The organism is Staphylococcus sp. GDY8P131P, from assembly GCF_017891975.1.
GTDB lineage: Bacteria > Bacillota > Bacilli > Staphylococcales > Staphylococcaceae > Staphylococcus > Staphylococcus nepalensis.
The window spans coordinates 60508-80846 of sequence record NZ_JAESKF010000014.1 but is presented as its reverse complement, the minus strand read 5'-3'; the positions used below and the strand labels follow the sequence as shown (position 1 = coordinate 80846).

The 20339-nt window shown below is 33.2% G+C and carries 18 protein-coding genes; 12 read left to right on the top strand and 6 right to left on the bottom strand.

Going from position 1 to position 20339, the window contains the following annotated elements:
• The first annotated feature begins 93 nt into the window (after positions 1-93).
• From KA894_RS10845 to KA894_RS10830, 4 genes are read left to right on the top strand one after another with little or no spacing between them, the layout of a single operon-like run.
• Positions 94-984 carry a LysR family transcriptional regulator gene (locus tag KA894_RS10845; RefSeq protein ID WP_119487971.1) on the top strand — a complete coding sequence of 297 codons (891 nt, stop codon included), beginning with the start codon at positions 94-96 and terminating at the stop codon, positions 982-984.
• A gap of 33 nt (positions 985-1017) precedes the next feature.
• A complete protein-coding gene (locus KA894_RS10840) occupies positions 1018-2904 on the top strand; it encodes a beta-glucoside-specific PTS transporter subunit IIABC (protein ID WP_119487972.1) in 1887 nt (628 codons plus the stop codon).
• Between the two features lie 34 nt (positions 2905-2938).
• Entirely contained in the window at positions 2939-4345 is a 1407-nt protein-coding gene (locus tag KA894_RS10835) for a glycoside hydrolase family 1 protein (RefSeq protein ID WP_096808112.1), read from the top strand.
• Between the two features lie 23 nt (positions 4346-4368).
• Complete coding sequence (locus KA894_RS10830) at positions 4369-4935, top strand: cytidylate kinase-like family protein (protein WP_103372719.1); 567 nt, start codon at positions 4369-4371, stop codon at positions 4933-4935.
• Between the two features lie 234 nt (positions 4936-5169).
• Here KA894_RS10830 and KA894_RS10825 read toward each other — a convergent pair whose 3' ends face one another.
• The 3 genes from KA894_RS10825 to KA894_RS10815 form a co-directional block, all read right to left on the bottom strand.
• Positions 5170-5904 (bottom strand): NAD-dependent protein deacylase, encoded by a 735-nt coding sequence (locus tag KA894_RS10825; RefSeq protein WP_119487973.1) that lies wholly within the window; start codon positions 5902-5904, stop codon positions 5170-5172.
• A 98-nt stretch (positions 5905-6002) separates the two neighbouring features.
• Positions 6003-7520 (bottom strand): AbgT family transporter, encoded by a 1518-nt coding sequence (locus KA894_RS10820; RefSeq protein ID WP_119487974.1) that lies wholly within the window; start codon positions 7518-7520, stop codon positions 6003-6005.
• A gap of 108 nt (positions 7521-7628) precedes the next feature.
• Entirely contained in the window at positions 7629-9149 is a 1521-nt protein-coding gene (locus tag KA894_RS10815) for an AbgT family transporter (RefSeq protein WP_119487975.1), read from the bottom strand.
• Positions 9150-9742: 593 nt separating this feature from the next.
• Between KA894_RS10815 and KA894_RS10810 the strand changes: the two genes are divergently transcribed.
• From KA894_RS10810 to KA894_RS10800, 3 genes are all read left to right on the top strand, one after another.
• Complete coding sequence (locus tag KA894_RS10810) at positions 9743-10312, top strand: RNA polymerase sigma factor (protein ID WP_103373279.1); 570 nt, start codon at positions 9743-9745, stop codon at positions 10310-10312.
• The gene (locus KA894_RS10805; protein ID WP_103373280.1) at positions 10302-11156 is read left to right on the top strand and encodes an anti-sigma factor; all 855 of its coding nucleotides are present in this window, start codon (positions 10302-10304) and stop codon (positions 11154-11156) included. Before KA894_RS10810 ends, KA894_RS10805 begins: the two co-directional genes overlap by 11 nt.
• A 151-nt stretch (positions 11157-11307) precedes the next feature.
• The gene (locus KA894_RS10800) at positions 11308-12768 is read left to right on the top strand and encodes a Mur ligase family protein (RefSeq protein ID WP_119487976.1); all 1461 of its coding nucleotides are present in this window, start codon (positions 11308-11310) and stop codon (positions 12766-12768) included.
• Positions 12769-13100: 332 nt separating this feature from the next.
• On the opposite strand, the gene isaB is transcribed toward KA894_RS10800, so the two are convergent.
• Entirely contained in the window at positions 13101-13883 is a 783-nt protein-coding gene (gene isaB, locus KA894_RS10795; protein WP_119487977.1) for an immunodominant staphylococcal antigen IsaB family protein, read from the bottom strand.
• A gap of 542 nt (positions 13884-14425) precedes the next feature.
• Here isaB and KA894_RS10790 point away from each other — a divergent pair.
• From KA894_RS10790 to KA894_RS10765, 5 genes are all read left to right on the top strand, one after another.
• Complete coding sequence (locus tag KA894_RS10790; protein ID WP_115341790.1) at positions 14426-15286, top strand: MurR/RpiR family transcriptional regulator; 861 nt, start codon at positions 14426-14428, stop codon at positions 15284-15286.
• A 14-nt stretch (positions 15287-15300) separates the two neighbouring features.
• Positions 15301-15600 carry a PTS sugar transporter subunit IIB gene (locus tag KA894_RS10785; protein ID WP_096808122.1) on the top strand — a complete coding sequence of 100 codons (300 nt, stop codon included), beginning with the start codon at positions 15301-15303 and terminating at the stop codon, positions 15598-15600.
• Positions 15601-15636: 36 nt separating this feature from the next.
• Positions 15637-16932 (top strand): PTS sugar transporter subunit IIC, encoded by a 1296-nt coding sequence (locus tag KA894_RS10780; protein ID WP_210133961.1) that lies wholly within the window; start codon positions 15637-15639, stop codon positions 16930-16932.
• Positions 16933-16949: 17 nt separating this feature from the next.
• Entirely contained in the window at positions 16950-17270 is a 321-nt protein-coding gene (locus KA894_RS10775; RefSeq protein WP_096808124.1) for a PTS lactose/cellobiose transporter subunit IIA, read from the top strand.
• A 295-nt stretch (positions 17271-17565) separates the two neighbouring features.
• Positions 17566-18654 (top strand): DUF871 domain-containing protein, encoded by a 1089-nt coding sequence (locus KA894_RS10765; RefSeq protein WP_119487978.1) that lies wholly within the window; start codon positions 17566-17568, stop codon positions 18652-18654.
• A 247-nt stretch (positions 18655-18901) separates the two neighbouring features.
• Here KA894_RS10765 and KA894_RS10760 read toward each other — a convergent pair whose 3' ends face one another.
• A complete protein-coding gene (locus KA894_RS10760) occupies positions 18902-19267 on the bottom strand; it encodes a cupin domain-containing protein (RefSeq protein WP_103373286.1) in 366 nt (121 codons plus the stop codon).
• Between the two features lie 14 nt (positions 19268-19281).
• Positions 19282-20235, bottom strand: coding sequence for an NAD(P)-dependent oxidoreductase (locus KA894_RS10755; RefSeq protein WP_119487979.1), 954 nt, complete (start codon positions 20233-20235; stop codon positions 19282-19284).
• Positions 20236-20339 lie beyond the last annotated feature (104 nt).

Below are 20339 nucleotides of genomic sequence, written 5' to 3'. Positions count from 1 at the left end.
ATAAGGATTAGTTATAGCCTATTACTAGAAGGAATGCTATATAGTATCAAACTCGTGTTAGAATTTATATAAGGTTAAAGAGGAGGGGAGAAAGTGAATCTTGAAAGTATAAAGATATTTTGTGATGTTGCTGAAACAAAAAGTTTTACTCAAGCTGCACAAAACTATTTTATTTCTCAACCAGCTGTAACGAAACAAATGAAGCAGTTAGAAAATTATTATAACGTGACATTATTTGATCGTAATGAGCGAAAACTAAAACTAACTAAAGCAGGAGAAACATTTTACCCGTTTGCGAAAGAATTAATTAGAATAAATGAAATTGCATTTCAAGCAATACAGAATGAACTCAATGAGCAAAATCATAGGCTGGTTATTGGAGCCAGCTTTACTATAGGAGAATATTTATTACCTCAAGTTATCAGTGAGTTTAAAAAGCAAAATACGAATATACAAATTGAATTATCCATTGGTAATACACCATCAGTTCTTGAAAAATTAAACTTAAATGAAGTAGATGTTGCATTAGTTGAAGGTGTTTTCCAAATAGAAAAATATGATGTATATAAATTTGCAGAAGACAATTTAATCGCAATATGCTCAAGTCAAAATAAATTATTGAAACAAGATTCAGTAGAATTAAGCGATTTACTTAAAGAACAATTTATAGTTAGGGAAAAAATGTCTGGGATGAGGAAAATTATAAAGAATGAGTTAGAAAGACACAATATGACCTATGCTCAATCATTTATGGAATTAGGCAGCATACAAACAATTAAAAGTGCGGTAGAAGCAAATTTAGGGATTAGTTTTCTACCGAAAATTGCAGTAGAACGTGAATTAGCATTAGGTGTTCTAGGAAATATTAATGTGACTAACTTAAACTTAAGTAGAGATTTTTGGATTGTACAAAAAGATACAGAATTTAGGAAACAAATTGTAAGACAATTTAATGACTTTATTAAGGGAAAAAATTTTAATTGAAATTGTAAGCGTTAACAACTAGGTGGTGCAAATATGAATTATCAAAAAGTGGCCAAAGATGTTTTAAAACATGTTGGCGGTAAAGAAAATATTAAACATGTAACACATTGTGCTACAAGGCTAAGGTTTACATTGTATGAACAAAGCAAGGTAGACAATGAATCGATTAAACAAATGAAAGAAGTTATTGATGCTGTAGATAAGGGAGGGCAATATCAAGTAGTTATCGGTAACGAGGTAGAAGATGTTTATAAGAATTTAATGAAAGAAGGTAACTTGGAAGACAATCATAACAATGACAGGGAAGACGAAGTAGATAATAGAAATATATTTATTAAATTGTTAGACGTGATTGCTAGCATATTTACACCTATTATCCCTGTATTAGCTGGTTCAGGTATGATCAAAGCATTAATTGCGATTATTGACACCTTTAAGTTAACCAATTCAGATACAGCTGTGCATAGAATATTAACCATACTAGGCGATGCTGGATTTTATTTCTTACCGGTTATTTTAGCTGTTTCTGCAGCGAAAAAATTTAATGTTAATCAATATATTGCCATTGTTATCGGAGGTGTATTGCTGCATCCAGCATTTATTCAAATAGTGAAAGAAGGAAAATCTTCAGGAGAGGGTGTTTCCTTTTTAGGGATGCCTGTGGGTTTAGTTGATTATGCTTCAACAGTTATTCCAATCATACTTGCTATTTGGTTTATGAGTTTTGTAGAAAAACAACTTAATAAGTTTATACCTAAAGCCATTAAGATTGTATTAGTGCCTATGTTTACGATTCTTATTGTAGCCATCGTAACACTGATTATCCTAGGACCGATTGGGAACTATTTAGGAATTGGTTTAAGTTACGTTTTTGCAACGTTGAATGTTCATGTAGGTTGGTTAGTTCCTACATTAGTTGGATTATTTATGCCACTACTTGTTATGACTGGTATGCATTATGCTCTAATTTCATTAGGAATTAACGAACTTGCTTCTAAAAACTTTGACCCAATCGCTGGCCCTGGTATGTTTGTATCCAATTTAGCACAGGCAGGAGCTGCTTTTGCAATTGTTTTTAGAACTAAAAATAAAGAATTAAAAACATTAGCTAGTTCAACAAGTTTCACTGCGATTTTCGGTATTACTGAACCAGTACTCTATGGTGTCAATTTAAGATATAAACGACCACTGGTTGCTGCTATGATTGGTGGCGGTGTAGGTGGTTTGTATTATGGTATCACAGGAGTAGGAAGATTTGCGCAGATACCACCAGGCATTTTATCGATACCAGGTTATATTGGACCAGATGGTTTTGGCGTTTTAATTCATGCCATTATCGGTATTATCATTGCCTTCGTCGTTGCATTTTTAATTTCATTAACCCTTGGTATTAATGAAGAAACTTTAGACGTAGAAGAACAGCACAACGCTTCAGATAATAACCAAATTGCTGATAAAGATACATTTACAGGAGCTCACGTAAATGCACCTATAACTGGGGAGGTTATTCCACTCAATGAAGTCAATGACCCTACGTTTGCTGCTGAACTGTTAGGCAAAGGCGTAGCGATTAAGCCGACAGAAGGTAAGGTTTATGCGCCAGTTGACGGCACGATTACAGCACTGTTAGATAGTCATCATGCGATAGGTATTACGAGTGATGAGGGTGTAGAAATTTTAATACATGTGGGACTAGATACTGTCGAATTAAATGGCCAATTTTATTTTCCACAAGTTGAAAACGGTCAAGAAATTAAGCAAGGACAGCTATTATTGGAATTTGATTCTAAACAAATCAATGATGCTGGTTACGAAACGACAACGCCAGTTATTATCACGAATACTGCTGAATTTGATGATGTGGAAACCATAGTAAATCAAACTATGACACATGGCGAAAAAATAATAAATATTAGCTGAAATAGATATAAAAATAATAGAAAGAAGGTATATTATGAGTTTTCCTAAATCATTTATGTGGGGCGGGGCGACTGCTGCAAATCAATGCGAAGGCGCATATAATCAAGATGGTAAAGGGTTGAGCACTGCTGACGTCATGACGTCATCGAAATATGGACAGCCAAGAGAAGTAACTCAAACTATTGATGAGACAAAACATTACCCTAGTCATCATGGTGTAAATCACTATGAACGTTATGAAGAAGATATTAAACTCTTTGCTGAAATGGGTTTTGAATGTTATCGCATGTCTATTGCGTGGTCTAGAATTTTTCCAAACGGCGACGATGCTGAACCGAATGAGGCAGGGTTGCAATTTTATGATAATATATTTGATTTATGCTTGAAGTACAATATAGAACCAATTGTCACGTTGTCCCATTTTGAAACGCCATTAGGTTTACAAAAATATGGTTCATGGTTGAGCCGTGAGGTTGTAGATTATTTTATGAATTACTGTGAAACAGTGTTCAAACGTTATCAGGGAAAAGTGAAATATTGGATTACCTTTAATGAAATTAATGTGATGTCAACGAAACCTTGGATGGCTGGTGGCATTCAAGAAGATACTGAACAAGCTAGGATGACTGCTGCGTATCACCAGTTTCTGGCAAGTGCCAAGGCAGTCCAACTTGCTCACGATATGAGCGGAGTATATCAAGTTGGTATGATGTATAACGGACATATTGCATATCCAGCGAGTCCCGATCCTGCTGACGTCATTCGTACAACCCAATTTATGCATCAGATGCTTTTTTACGCTGATGTTCAATGCCGTGGCTACTATCCAAATTATAAAATAAAAGAGTTTGAAAGAAACCATATTACGCTGCCAATTGAAGATGGAGACTTAGACGAACTTCGTGCTGGTACTGTTGATTTTATTTCATTTAGTTATTATTTAAGTCACGTTGTGGGAGAAGATACACCTTTAAAATTTGTTGGGTTAAACGGTGTGAAAACAGGTTATAAAAATCCGACTTTAGATACAAGCGATTGGGGATGGTCTATCGATCCTTCAGGTTTAAGATATATTTTAAATTTATTGTATGATCGTTACCAATTGCCGTTAATGATTGTAGAGAATGGTTTAGGTGCAGTAGATAAAGTTGAACAAGACGGTAGTGTACGTGATATGTATCGTATAGAATACTTAAAAAAACATCTTCTAGAACTGGAAAAAGCAATTGAGATAGACGGGGTACCTGTCATGGCATATGCGATGTGGGGTCCTTTCGATATTATTTCTGCAAGCACCGGTGAAATGAAAAAACGGTATGGCTTTATATATGTAGACGTCGATGATGATGGCAACGGCACTTATAATAGATATAAAAAAGATTCATTTTATTGGTATCAAAAAGTAATTGAGACAAATGGAGCTTCATTAAAGTTTGAATAACATGAAATCATAGAGGTGGAAAAATGGGAAGACAATATATAGTATTCACAAGTGAATACGGAAGTGGCGCGCGTTTAATTGCTAGACAGTTAGCAGAAACATTAGACATTCCATTTTATGGCGAGGTAGATTTATTAAATGAAACTGCTAAATACCTTGAAATTGACACACAGGTTCTACATAACTTTGATCAATATGGTGAAGTAGCGGAAATAGATATAGAAAAAATCATTGATGGCTACCAGACGGTCATTTTAAATATCGTGCATAAAGGGCCATGTATACTAATGGAAAGAGGCGCAGATTATATATTAAAAGATGCAGTTTCATTCTTAAATGTATATGTTTACGCACCTGATATTGCTAAGAAAATTGAACGAGCAGTTAAAATTGCAGGCCAAAGTGAAGAAAACGCAAAAGCATTTATTCAACAACAAGAGCAATCACGTGCAGCGTTTTATCAACAATATACAGATATCACAAGAGCTGAATTAAGTGAATATGACTTATGTCTGAATTCAGATACTTTGACTGGTAATGCGCTAGATATGTCAATTTGTGTCGATATTATAAAGAGTGCTTTACAGTAACTTTAAAATTTACCGTTTATGATACTTAATTCTTCAATAGGTATAACCCAAAATATATGATTGGTTAGAATAATTGTTTCCAGCGTATTATATGGAAAAGAAAATTGAATTGAGGCATCATCAGTAATCACTCGCTAAATGCAAGATGCTGATGATGCCTTATCTTTAACATAGTTATCATTTACGAATTGATTATATTTTAGAATACACGATTTTGCTCGATTTCTACAAAAACTATGATATATCGTTTAGATTGTTTATGACTGAAATCATATCATCTTGAATCACTAAATCTGCATCGTTATCGTAAGGTGTAGGGTCTCTATTAATAATGATTAAGTTTTTGCCATCAAAATTTGAAATAAGACCAGCGGCAGGCTGAACGACAAGCGAAGAACCTAAGACTACTAAAGTGTCTGCCGCTTTAATCTTGTGTAGCGCATCAAAGATAGCGTCTTGATTTAGCGTTTCTCCGTAAAGCACGATGTCGGGTCTAATGATACTGCCACACATTTCACATTGATGTAATTGTTTATCAATGACATAGGGTTTTGTATATTTTTGATCGCATTGCAGACAATAAAATCGATTTAATGTGCCATGTAGTTCATCCGTTTGGGTACTGCCAGCATCCGAATGTAAGCCATCAATATTCTGTGTAATAACACCTAGTGATTGATGATCTCTTTCAAGTTGAGCAATCCATTGATGTACGACATTCGGTTCTTTATCAGCAAATAGTAAATACTGATGACAAAAACGAATAAAACCTTCTGGCTCATTTTTAAAATAATCTTCACTTAATAGGTACTCTGGGGAGTAACCATTTTTTGAAATTTCATCATATAAACCGCCAATAGAACGAAAGTCAGGGATGCCACTTGCCACAGATATACCTGCACCTGTGAAAAACGTGATTTTATCAGCATTATCTATAATACCCCTTAATTGTTCAATTTTCTGATTCATGTCTATCACTCCATTAGAATAGTAACGTCTGACCGAATTTTGCAAATCCTTTGATTACACTTACGTCAATTTTTGAAAATATAAATATATCTTAGTTTTTATATTGTAGTATTTGTACCAGGCCCCACAGGTATACCTAATAGATACCAAATGATAAATAAAATTGTCCATAAAACTAAAATAACAATTGAATACGGTAGCATAACGGATACCACAGTACCAATGCCGTTATGTTTATTGTATTTTTCAGCTACAGAAACGATATAAGGGAAAAACGGCATTAATGGTGAAATGATATTCGTAGCCGAATCACCAATACGATAGGCGACTTGAGTTACTTCTGGAGCAACACCTAACTGCATAAACATTGGTATAAAAATTGGTGCCATTAAAGCCCATTTTGCAGAATCAGCAGCCATCAGTATATTGATCATTGTGGTCATCAATATTAATATAATTAACGCTGTTAACCCATTAACATGCAAGGATTTTAATAATTCAGCGCCATTTACAGATAGCACTGTGCCAATATTTGTATATTCAAATAAAGCTACAAATTGAGCAGCAAAAAAGATTAAGACAATAAACTCAGACATAGTTGTTAACGAATCACTCATTAATCTAACAGCATCTTTATCGTTTTTAATCTTGTGATCAATGATGCCATAAACAATACCTGGTATTAAAAAGATCAGCATCATAGAAAATATAATACTATGTATAAACGGAGAGTCTATAAAATTCCCGTTGTCACCTCTTAAAATACCGTTGGATGGCACAACCATCAACCCTATTATAACAAGCACAATTGCTAATGAGATATTTGCCCATTTGAAAGCTTTGTTATTAATTTCATTAAACGTTGTATGTTTAGGTGAATCGTATTTCCCTAAACTAGGTTCGACTATTTTATCAGTAATGAATGTACCAATGATAACGATTAAAAAAGTAGATACAAACATAAAAAACCAATTGTCCGTAGCATTGACAATATAATTTGGATTTATAATTTGTGCTGCTTCTGTTGTCATACCACTTAAAATGGGGTCATTAGTACCTAAAAATAGGTTAGCAGAATACCCACCAGCAACTCCACTAAAAGCAGCTGCCAAACCAGCGATAGGGTGTCTATTAAATGATAAGAAGACCATGGCCCCGAGTGGTACTAAAACAACATACCCTACTGAAGCGGCTATATTTGATAATATACCTAGTAATACAATCGTAGGCGTAATGAGCGATTTTGGGGCATTAGCTACAGATTTTTGGATAAATGCACCAAGATAACCGGTTTTTTCTGCTACGCCAACACCTAACATGGCAACTAGCACGGGGCCAAGCGCAACAAACGAGGTGAAATTCTCAACGACATTCGTAAATACATGAGAAATACCAGAGGAAGTAAGTAGACTAATAACATGAATGGTTTGGCTTTCTACTTTATTGTTGTCTGGATTGATACCTTTAAAATCAACCGTTATATCTAAGGTGTATAAAATATGTGACAAAATAAATAAGATAACAGTAAAAATTAAAAATATAGTTACAGGATGAGGGAGTTTGTTACCTAAGTATTCAATTTTACTTAAATAATGAGTAACTTTATTATTTTTCATAAAACCACTTCTTTCCCGATAGTTATACTAATGATTTTAAACCAAAAGCTAAGAATTTCAATCACTTTTGTTAGTACAATTTAGGTTAAACCGATCTTATTAAAATATTTAATCACCTAAATGAATCGGTCCGCCTGGCCCTACAGGTATACCGAGTGAATACCAAATGATCATAAAGATAGTCCAAATGAGCCCGCCAATAATACTATATGGTAATAAATTTGCAATTAAGGTACCGAGTGCAATTTTCTTATTATATTTACGTGCGACAGTTAATAAGAAGGGAAGGTACGGAATCATAGGCGTAATCGGATTGGTGATCGAATCACCAATTCTATAAACCATTTGGGTAAATGCAGGATGAAAACCTAAAGTTGCAAACATTGGGATGAATATCGGCGCCAAGACGCCCCATTTGGCGGAAGCACTACCCATAAAAATATTGATTGTTGCTGTAAGTAGAATTAATCCAATAATTAAGGTGACACCGCTTTGGTGTTGTAGTAATTTGGCGCCATTAATCGCAATAACTTGACCGATATGACTCCAATCAAAGAAAGCCAATAATTGTGCGGCAAAGAAAATAACAATAATGAAACTACTCATATCAGACATACTTTGTGTCAGTATTTTACCTAATGATTTACTATTTTGTATTTTTCCGCTTTTAATTCCATAAATAATACCAGGAATAGCAAAAGTAATTAAGAGTATCACACCAAAGCCGTTCATTAAAGGTGAGTCTACGAGCAATTGTCCAGTTTCATTATTTCTTAAAAAGCTATGTTTAGGTATGGCTATAACAACGATACATACCAACCATAACACTAACATCCAGTTCGACCATAACAGTGCTTTACCCTCTTGCGTAGTAAATGTTTTCTTATCTACGCTAACGTCTGTATCTTTATCTATACTTAAATTTTGAAAACGGGGTATGGTCACTTTTTTCGCTAAGATATAGATAATTGGGACTAATAAAAAAGTCGATATAGACATAAAGAACCAATTCATTGCTACATTAATTGATATATCGCCCTCAAATAATTTTAGTGCAGATTGTGTAAATGAAAATGATAACGCATCGTCTAGGCCTATGATTAAATTTGCCCCATAACCTACTTCAACTGCAGCATAACTCATAATTAATCCAGAAATTGGATGATAGCCTAGTTTAATAAAAATCATTGCCGTAAGCATTGGCATAATCATAGGCGCAGCGCCACCTGCAGCGTTGCCTAAAATAGATATTAAAATTAAAAATGGTAATACAAGTTTATGTGGCGTCTTATCGACAACACTATGTAATAAATGTTCAAAATACCCAGTCTTTTCAGCAAGTCCCATACCAATCATAACAACTAAGACCATACCTAAGGCTGGAAAGGTTACGAAGTTGTTTATGGTTTCTGTTAATATTTTCGTTAGACCTTCCCAATTTAGCAAATTGACAACATGAATTGTTTTATTATTTGTTGGTTGTGTGGCTTGAACATTAAATAAAGATAAAACCCAAGATAAACCAAGCACAATGAGACATAACAAGAAGAAAAGCATGCTAGGGTCAGGTAATTTATTACCTGCACGCTCAACTCTAGTTAGAATATTAATAGATATTCGTTTCATCATATCATTTTGAACCTCCCATAAAAATTAAATTAAGATATTATTATAACAGATAAAATTCAGAATTATTTGATTTTTTAAACGTTAAATACATCATATATTAAAGTTAAAAACTATTGTTTATGAAACAATGACATCTCTAGCGTTAATTATTGTTCGTTAAGTAAAAAACGAGTCAGAAAGCTAAGCACAATAATAAATGTTTTATATGGGATATAAAGACAAATTAAAAGTAAATACATTTTAAATAATGATTTTTATAAAGTGATTCAGCAGTTAGGTTAAATAGTATTATAAAAAAATATATTAAGTTATGAAAGCCTACTTAATACAGTCCTAAAAAATATATAATATTGCACAAAAAAATTTAAAAATTTTGAAAATAATATCTACACATTATTTCTTATAATAAGTTATGATGAAATGTAGATTTATTAAAGTGAGTATCAAATGTTAATTATTTTGATAATCAGAAATAAGCAAAAGTTCATCTATTAAGATGAACTTTTTGTTTTAAAATTACGTACTTTTATTGAAAGGTAATATATTCATTAAAATGCGTATTGCAGATGGTTTTATAATAAGGAGGGGAAGGCATGCAAGATGAAAATGATCTATATAAAATGATCGTAGAAAAAAGAGATAGTAAGTGTCTAGAAATTCTATACGATCGTTACGAGTCAGTATTATTTAATTTGGCTTACAAAATTACACAAGATAAGCAATCTAGTGAAGAAATTTTACAAGATATTTTCATGAAAATTTGGCATCAAAAAGCAATTTTTAAACCAGAAAGGGGCAAGTTATCAACTTGGCTTATTACGTTATGTCGTAATGGAGCGATTGATATTGTTAGAAAAAGAAAGGTCGTAGAAAGCCAATTTGATGAAACATTTCAAGGTATCCAAACGAGTAGTTTACCTGAATATGATTTATTAGATAAGGAATGTTCTGAGGAAATACAGAAAATGCTCTCATATTTGAACAAAGACCAACAGAAGATTATATCCTTATTTTATTACAAGGGGTTGAGCCAACAAGAAATTGCAGATAAATTAAAAATGCCTTTAGGTACTGTGAAAAGTAGACTGAGATTATCAATACAACATTTAAATAACTATATTAAAAAGTTTTTGAGAAGGGAGAGTGAAGAAAATGAAAGATAACAAAGTTGATAAAATATATGAATATTTCAATGATAAGTTAAGTGAAAGTGAAAAAGCGCAAGTTGAACAAGAATTGAATATGTCATCTGAAAGCAAAGAAACTTTAGATAGTATTAATGTTCTTCATCAAACTCTTCCTTACAGTAATAAAGAAGTTGACCCTCCGACGGGTATGAAACAAAGAATCTTAGAGTCAGTTTTAAACGAAGAAAATGGTGCCGATACAAATTCAGAAGTTGAAAAACAACAGGATAAAGAGGATGATAACCATTTAACTGCTGCACAATCATATAAAGGTGGTATGGGCGATTCAAGCGAAACACATCAATATAAAAAGCCAACGACATCACCTAAACAAAACGATGATAAAAAACCTAAAATACCTTTGTTCCGACGGATTTCTGTAGGCATTATGGCGGCATTATTATTATTATCTTTGATAGGAAATGGTGTTCAATACTTTAAACAAAAGGAATCGCAAAACCAATCTACTCCAATGATTAATACGAATGACGCTCAATCCATCAATTTGAAATCTATGGATGAAGATAAGACACAAGGTCAAGCTTACGTATCCAGTAATAAAACACATAGTAAATTAATGGTTGAAGCCAACGACATTGAAGCTACAAAAGGTAATGAAGTCTATCAAGTTTGGGTAATCAAAGATAATAAACCTTATCCTGCAGGCACATTTGCAACGAAGAATGATAAAGGTATGGTTGTATTTGATTTAAGTGATATGGATGTAGATGAGAATGACACGATTGCACTTACGTTAGAACCTTCACCAAATAATAATGAGCCTAAGGGACAAATGATTATGGCGAGTAATAAAATTTAATAAAATAAAATTTTAAAAATTTCTCAAAGGATCACAAATTGATGTGATCCTTTTCGTGTTTTTCTACGTATATTTTGTAATTACTTTTTTTATAAAAATACTAAACGTTTTAATTAATTTAGCAAATTATTAAATAAGGTGGGGGAGAACAATGAAAATAACTATTAAAGAAGTTTTATTAAGTATTGGAAAAAACGCATCAAAAACTTCTGAAAGTGTAAAGTTAGATACCAACAAAGTTTGTAAAAAAATCACTTCAATGTATCAAGATATAGACCCAGAAACTATTTTTATATTAAAAGACTCAAAGAATGCAACTTATTATATGCAACAAGCTTACGAAATGAAGCCTCTATTTATAATTACAGATGCACACCCGTCTAAACTTAAACATTTTGAATTGAATATACCTATCGTTTATGTCGATGATTTCCCTAAAGTTGCTAATAACTTGGTAAAATTATTTTATAATCCAGCTATAAAAGGGATGAAATTTATTGCTGTCACAGGGACTAATGGTAAGACTACGACGAGCCACATGATTGGTAATTTACTAACACAACTTGGCGAAAAAGTTGCTATTATCGGAACAATGGGCGTATATGATTGTTATTATCATAAACTTAATTTCAATCATACAACGCAGACCACACCGATGTATTTTGAAATGGCTGAGATCATAAATTATTTTTATAATAAAAACTATGATTATATTGTTTACGAAGCTACATCTATAGCATTAGACCAAAGACGGACAGATTTTATTCAAAATGATTTAGCAGTTTTTACGAATTTTAGCCCTGAACATTTAGAATATCATGGTAGTATAAGCAATTATTTAAATGCCAAATTAAGATTAGATGACTTGAGCTTATCCAATTTAGTTAATTTAGATACAAAATCATATCACAGTATTGTAAAAGACCAGTTCCATTTTTCAAGTCATCCATCGGCCTATTATCATTATCATATGGAGAATGATTTAATTAATATCGTTATTAATCAAAAACAATATACAGTTAAACCACGTTTTCAAGGGGGACATAACTACATTAATTTGGCTGCAAGTATATTTGCTTTGCATAAATTGAATTTCGATATTCAAAAGATAGTTGAAGCTGCAATGGTAATTGAATCGCCGTTACATCGCTTTCAAATTATTAAAATAAATAATTATGTGATTATTTTAGATTTTGCGCACACTTCTTTAGCAATCAAAGAATCGATTAACAATGCTTTGAAATATAGTGAAAGTATAGAAAGAAATTTGAATGTTATGGTTACAGGTATTGGGCTTAGAGGGCTCGATAAAGTAGAAAGAACGATATCAAATGTGCCTGATGGTATTAATAAATTAATGCTTGCTGCTGAACAAGTAGGGTATGTAGAGCCTAAAACAATTATTAATATGATGGTTAAACATTTACCTTCAAGTTATAAGGTGAATGATGTTTTGAAAGGTGTTTCTCGAAAAGAAGGGATAAAAGAACTTTTATACGCAACAGATAAGGAAAAAGAAATTATTTTACTTACAGGCATTAATGAGCCGCAAAATTATAAAGGTAAAAAATATGAGCATGATGATGAGCAGTATATTAAAGCATTATTATAGAGGTAAGGTATAAATGGTTTATTTTTAAAAAGGAGTATTATGTTTAAAAGAGGCTGAGGCAAACGATGTTTCAGCCTTTAACATTGTATTGGCAGATGGTGGCTAAAATGGAAATGTAAAGTCCTCAACAGTCTTAGCGTTCGTATGCTTTATTCCTAGTGGGAGAACGAAGCCATTTTATAAAAATACGATTTCTGTTCCGCTTCCTTTTATGCTTGCTTAATGTGATGTTATGAAAACGGTATACTTTTTAAAATATAATTAAAAAGCACCCTAAAAGTGGATTTATTAAATCCAACTTTTAGGGTGCATATTAACTAAGATTCGTTAAATTAGCTAATCATCACTTTCATCAGATAGCCTTGGTCGTCAAAGAAAGCTTTGTACATACCATTGTTTGTTTCATAAGCCATATATGAACCATTATCTGTTTTGCCCTCATCAGTCATGTGGTTAGACATATGTGCTTTTTTGAACATGTCTTTACTTACTGTATTCGGTTTTGTATCAAAAGTAATGTGAACGACTTGGCCGTCTTTATTCATATCTACCATTGTACTATCAACTTTTTTACTAGAATCAACCGTTTTATCAGATGCGGCTGTATTAACTTTATAACCATCAATCATCACGTTGTCGTATTTTAGTGCTCTTACAAAGTTATAGTCTTGAGTAAATTGGCCATCATAAGTTGTATAGCCATTATAGTTGTAATAAGGCATCATAGTTTCTTGAGCCATATGATCCATGCCCATGTCGTTTTGATTCATGTTACCTTTCATGTCATGATCCATGCCCATGTCGTTTTGATTCATGTTACCGTTCATATCATGGTTCATGCCCATGTCATTTTGATTCATGTTACCGTTCATGTCATGGTTCATGCCCATATCGTTTTGGTTCATATTACCGTTCATGTCATGGTTCATGCCCATATCGTTTTGATTCATATTACCGTTCATGTCATGGTTCATGTTCATATCGTTTTGATTCATATCGGCCTGCATATCTTGGTTCATGTTCATACCTTCGTTCGCTTGCGCTGTACTACTTGCACCTAACAATAAACCTGTAGCTATTGCTGATGATGAAAATAATAATAATTTATTATTCATAAACTTTCGCCCCTTTTTATATTTAATAATCAATTTCGAATCGCCTGAAAACAAGTAACAAATTAACGTTTCATCACATTCACTTTGTACGTAAGGCCCCCTTTTTATGCTATTCACTAATATATACGTATGTTTAACGTGATAAGTTCACTTTTTTATAAAAAAATTTCGTGAAATTAAAACATGCTTTTAGTGTGAGCTTCTTTGAATTAAAGTCATGAATCATAACGCTATCAATACTATTTTAATAACTCATTACTAAAAAATTGGTAATCACGAAGCCTGCTTCACCCTGTAATCCATTTTTATTTAATGAAAAAGCAATGGTAACACAAGGATGAATATGTACACTTAATACAAAAAAGAGCGTAGCTTGATTAGAGAAACAATTATATTAATAGGAGATTTTTATAGCATAACCAAATGTATTAACAAAATAAGCAGACATATCTAAGTGTGAATATACATTAATAATTTAATTTGACACACGAAACAATATTTTGTAGATTATAAATAATACGAAATATTGTTTTAAAGAGGTGATGGTTATTAGAAATACTTTAATATTATTGGAATCATCGTTAACGAATTTGAATCCATCGGAATATAGGGTGGCGCAATATGTTATAGATCACCCGCATGAAACAATCAATAGTTCAATACAACATCTAGCAAACCTAACAAACGTCAGTGAAGCGACGATTGTTAGGTTATCTAAAAAAATTAAATGTAAGGGTTTTCAAGATTTGAAAATGAAAATTGCAATGGAACTTAATAACGCCAACGAAAGAGGCCCTGATTATGATGAATTAAACATGAACTATTCAAAAGAAAGTGTGATTAATAGCATTTCTCAAAGTAACATTAAATCTATAAAAAATACTGCTCAAATTTTATCACCTGAGGAACTAGAGCAAGCAATATTAATATTAAATAAAGCTAGGAAAATTTGTGTTTTTGGTATTGGAGCTTCATCTATTATCGCAGAAGATTTGAAACAGAAGTTAACACGTATTGATAAATGGTGCGAGGTTGGTAAGAGCTACGATGAACAAGCGACATTGAGTGCTAATTTAACGAATGAAGATGTTGTCATTGCCATTTCGAACACGGGGCAAACAGAAGATATGATACAGTCTCTGTCATTAGCTCGTGACAAAGGCTCGCAAATTATTTCTATAACTAAATATAGTAAGAATTACATAGCTGATTTAGCAAATATTAATTTGTTTTTTAGTTCTGTAGAAAAGCCAGTGAGGAGTGCAGCTATGAGTTCACGCATCGCAATGTTAAATGTTATAGATATTTTATTTATATCATTAGCTAGTAGAAATTATGAAAGGTATACGAAGTTGTTAGAGAACACACGACAAGCAGTTAAAGTTAAAAAAAGAAAATATTAGAGGAGTGTATTGATATGAAAGTATTAATGGTTTGTTCAGGTGGTATGTCTAGTTCTATGATTGTTGACGCTGTAAAGAAAGAAGCAGAAAAAGAAAATTTTAATTTAGAAATTAAAGCAGTTGGAACGGAAACATTTGAAAATCAAATAATTGACTATGATTTAGGTTTAGTAGCGCCTCAAGTGAGACATCGATTAGATAAATTCAAAGAGGTGGGAGCAGCGGCAAATAAACCTGTAGATGTCATAGATCCAATGGGATATACGCCAATAGGGGCGCCTAAGATTTTAAAGCAAATACAAACGTATGCATAAGCGCTAAGCTAAATAAGTGAACAAAGGGTGTATGTTATGCAGAAATTTTTGAAATGGATTGAAAAAGTATTGATGCCACCCATGGCTAAAGCATCCGAACAGAGACATTTGACCTCTATTCGCGATGGTATTATTGCAACACTACCTTTAATTATTGTTGGTTCATTTTTTACTTTATTTGCATCGCCACCGATACCTGCTTTGGAAAAATTAGTAGAACCACATGCTGAAAAAATAATGATAGCCAATAGGATGACGTTAGGATTAATGGCAGTTTATGCTGCGTTTTCAATGGGGTATAGTCTGGCGAAATCCTATAAAATGGATGGGCAGGCAGGCGGCTTACTTTCACTTGCCACATTTCTAATGATGACTTTACCGGTTAATTTGGATGATAAATTACCTCAAAGGGATGCAATGGGTTACGTGTTACCTATGGCTGACTTAGGTGGATCCGGGTTGTTTGTAGCGATTATATCAATGATATTTGCTGTTGAAATGATGCGTTTAGTAGTGAAATCAGGTTTTACAATTAAAATGCCAGACCAAGTACCGGGATCAGTTGCACGTTCTTTTGAATCTTTGGTACCTGCGATAGTGATTATCGTTATATCTTGGTTTGTAAGAGTCATATTAAATATAGATTTAAATGCGATTATTAATAAAATTTTTGAACCATTAGGCAATTTTGCGGGTGACAGTTTATTAGGCGCTTTAATCCCAGTATTCTTCATAGTGCTTTTATGGTCAGCTGGTATACATGGCGTGGCTGTCATGGGTGCAGTATTCCAACCCATTTGGTTTTCTTTATTAGACCAAAATATCGATGCTAAAGCTGCAGGTGAGCCGTTACCACATATTATTGTTGAACCATTTTTCCAATGGTTTGTATGGATAGGCGGGGCAGGCGCAACACTTAGTTTGTGTATATTGATGATATTTTCAAAATCAGAATATTTGAAGAAGGTCGGTCGCTTCTCCATTATACCCAGCATATTTAATATTAACGAACCACTTATATTTGGTGGGCCATTAGTAATGAATCCGATTCTTGCTTTACCATTTATAGGCATTCCACTGATTTTAACAACGATTACTTATTTTGTATTTAAGTTAGGTTTGATTGCAAAGATTACAATATTAGCACCGTGGACGTTACCCGGACCTTTGGGTGCATTATTTGCCACAAACGGTGATTGGCGAGCCCTTGTGTTGGTAGTATTTAACCTTATAGTAGCAGTTATCATTTATTATCCATTCTTCAAAATGTATGAACGTAAAATGATAGAACAAGAACAAGGTAACATAAACGATCCGTTAAACGATGATTAAATGAGATGGGGGATTAGATGAGCGAGCAAAATGAACAGTCTATATTCGAAATCATTTCACATGGTGGAAATGCAAGAAGCTTAGCATATGAAGCGCTTGATGCGGCAACAGAATTTAATTTTGAACAAGCCAACCAATTTATGGAACAAGCGAAGCAAGAAATGAGTAAAGCACATAATATACAAACAGAGCTTATACAATCTGAAATAAATGGTGACAAAGTAGAAACATCGTTATTAATGATTCATGCTCAAGATCACTTGATGACAGCCATTAGTGAGAAAAATTTAATTGAAAAAATGATTGTTTTATATAAAAAATTAGAAGAGAAGTGTTGATATGATACGATTTGTTTATATTATATTATTGTTTTTTCTTGTATTTTGCTGCTACAAAATAGCTCATTTTATAGTAAACAAATTCAATTTTAATAGGTGGGTATTACTTGTAGCGATTCCATTTATCATTGTTGTCCCAGTATTGATATTTGAAAAGATTAATATATTGGGGTGGGGCGCTATGTTGTTTTTATTAATATTTGCAAGTATTCTCTTTTTTGAAAAATCACGTGTACTTATTGATAAACGACAAATGAGAGGCATTTTGTATAAATCAGATAAGGAGTAAATGTATATGCATAAATTAGGAATATCAGTTTATCCGACACAATCTTGTTTAGAAGAAATGATTCATTATATTGAATTAAGTGCGAAATATGGGTTTAAACGTGTATTCACAAATTTATTATCAGTAAAAAATGATGATGAAGCGGTATTTCAAAAGTTTAAATCAGTTGTTAGAGTTGCTACAGAAAACAATATGATAGTTATTGCAGATATTAATCATAAAGTGTTTAAAGATTTGAATTTAACGCCTAAAGATTTATCCTTTTTTAAATCATTAGGTGTATCAGGCATACGCGTGGACGCTGGGTTTTCAGCCCAAGAAATAGCACAAATGAGTTATAACCAAGAGCATATGTTTGTAGAATTAAATATCAGTGTGAGCGCAACTTTTATTGAAGATGTCTTAAGTTATAAACCCAATTTGAACCAACTTATAGGTTGCCATAACTTTTATCCTCAAACATACACTGGTTTATCTTACAACCGTTTGATAACTACGAGCGAGTCTTATAAAAAAAATGCTATTAAAACTGCAGCTTTTGTGACTTCACAAGAAGGAAAGATAGGGCCGTGGAAGATTATGGAAGGTTTGCCTACTTTAGAAAGCCATAGAAATTTACTTACAACAGTACAAGCCAAGCATTTATTAATGACAAATGTAATAGATGATTTATTGATTGGTAACGCATTTGCTTCTGAATCAGAATTGCGAGCGCTCTCAGAAATTAATTTGACTATGCCTAGCTTTGATGTTTATTTGAGTGATGATATTACGTCATTAGATAGAAAAGTCATCGAAAAAGAATTTCATTTTAACCGAGGGGATGTATCAGACTACGTGATACGTTCAACTATGAGTCGTGTGCATTATAAAAATGAAGATTTCCCTCCAAATAGTACAAACCAAATTGTTAAAGGAGATATTATGATTTGTAATGACGCATACGGGCATTACAAAGGTGAAATGCAAATCGCATTACAAGATATGGTAAACAAAGGTTATAAAAATGTCATAGGCCATGTTAGAAAAGAAGAGCATTTTTTATTAGATTTACTTGAACCTTGGCAACCATTTGAATTAAAAGTAATATCTTAAAAACCATGTCATTGAATTACGAACGATGTCACAAAAGGATACAGAGCAGTTGCCTGTTTAAAGCTTACCGATTATATTACGAATTGTTAAAAGGAAAGCAACAAAGTATGATTTAAAAAATAGGAAACGTATTTACTGCAGGAGAGAGGTTAGTCTACCCACCATTGAAGCAAAGGATTGGGAGCTACGGTACTCGCCAATCCTTTTTAGTATAACAAATCATCTTAGGTTTTTATTTGTATAATGGCTATTGAGGGCATTCATAGGGGTTAAAGTCGAGTGGCATAGGGGCAGCGAATCCTAGCATCACAAAGTCTTCGTCGCCTGTATTGGTCATACCATGGGCATCGCCTGGAAATGATACAAATATATCACCTGCTTGGATGGTTTTTTGATTATTATTGTTTGTGAAAAATGTACCTTTGCCTTGGAGAACAATCCAAACATCATCTGCATCTTTGTGTGTGTGACAAGGCAATGTTTGACCTGGTTTTAGACACCAAACAGCACCGGCTGAATGTGTTGATTCATAGAATATTGTTTTTTTCGCTGCTTCATCAGAAAAATGTTGTAAATCATTAATTTTAAAAAAACGGTTAGATGTGTGTAACATAGCTTTCACTCCTGTCAGTTCACAATATAATTGGGTGTTTCACCGCTAAGTTGTTTCACTACGTTTGTCGCTGCAATATCAGCCATCATATCTCTTGCTTCAAAAGTTGCATTACCAATGTGTGGTGTAATGACTACATTTTTCATTGATTTAAGCGCTTCTGTTATTTGTGGTTCGAATTCAAATACATCCAGTGCAGCACCTTCAATCACGCCTTTTTTAAGTGCTTTGACTAATTCGGCCTCATAAACAATTGGCCCTCTAGATGCATTGATTAAGTATGAAGTTGGTTTCATTTTTTGAATCGCTTGGTAATCAATCATATGCTTTAATTGTTCATTATACGAACAATTTATAGTTACAAAATCTGAACGTTCTAAAAGTGCATCGAGTGTGACGTATTCAGCATTTAATTCAGCTTCTTTATCTTTATAGCGATTTGGCCCTGTGTAAAGCACACTCATATCAAACCCTTTAGCACGTCTTGCAACTGCCGTACCGATTTCTCCTAAGCCGATAATACCAATCGTTTTACCTGATACTTCACGTCCTCTAAAGAATAAAGGGGACCAACCATTGAATCCTTCGTTACGGCAAAGTTGATCGCCTTCAGGAATACGGCGAGCGACAGCCAATAAAACGCCCATCGTTAAATCTGCTGTTGCATTTGTGGAAGCAATCGGTGTATTCGTAACATCAATATGGCGTTCACGGGCAGCTTGGATGTCAATGTTATTAAAACCAGCACCATAGTTAGCTATGATTTTTAGTTTTGGCGCCGATTCAATGACTTTCCGGCTCACGTTAGTAGACAATAAAGTGATTAATGCATCTGCATCTTGAACTTTTTGAATTAATAATGCTTCAGAAATTAACGTTTTACCTGTGTACATATCAACCTCAAAATGTTTTTCAAGTTGACTAAGTCCCATTTCAGGGATTGCGCCTGCGATAAAAACCTTTTTCATAAAAATCGTCTCCTTTTATTATGTGAAAATATTCACAATATTTATCTTAAGTGTAGCATCTATCTAGTGATTAGGTATGTCTAAAATGATGAACTCAAAGTTTC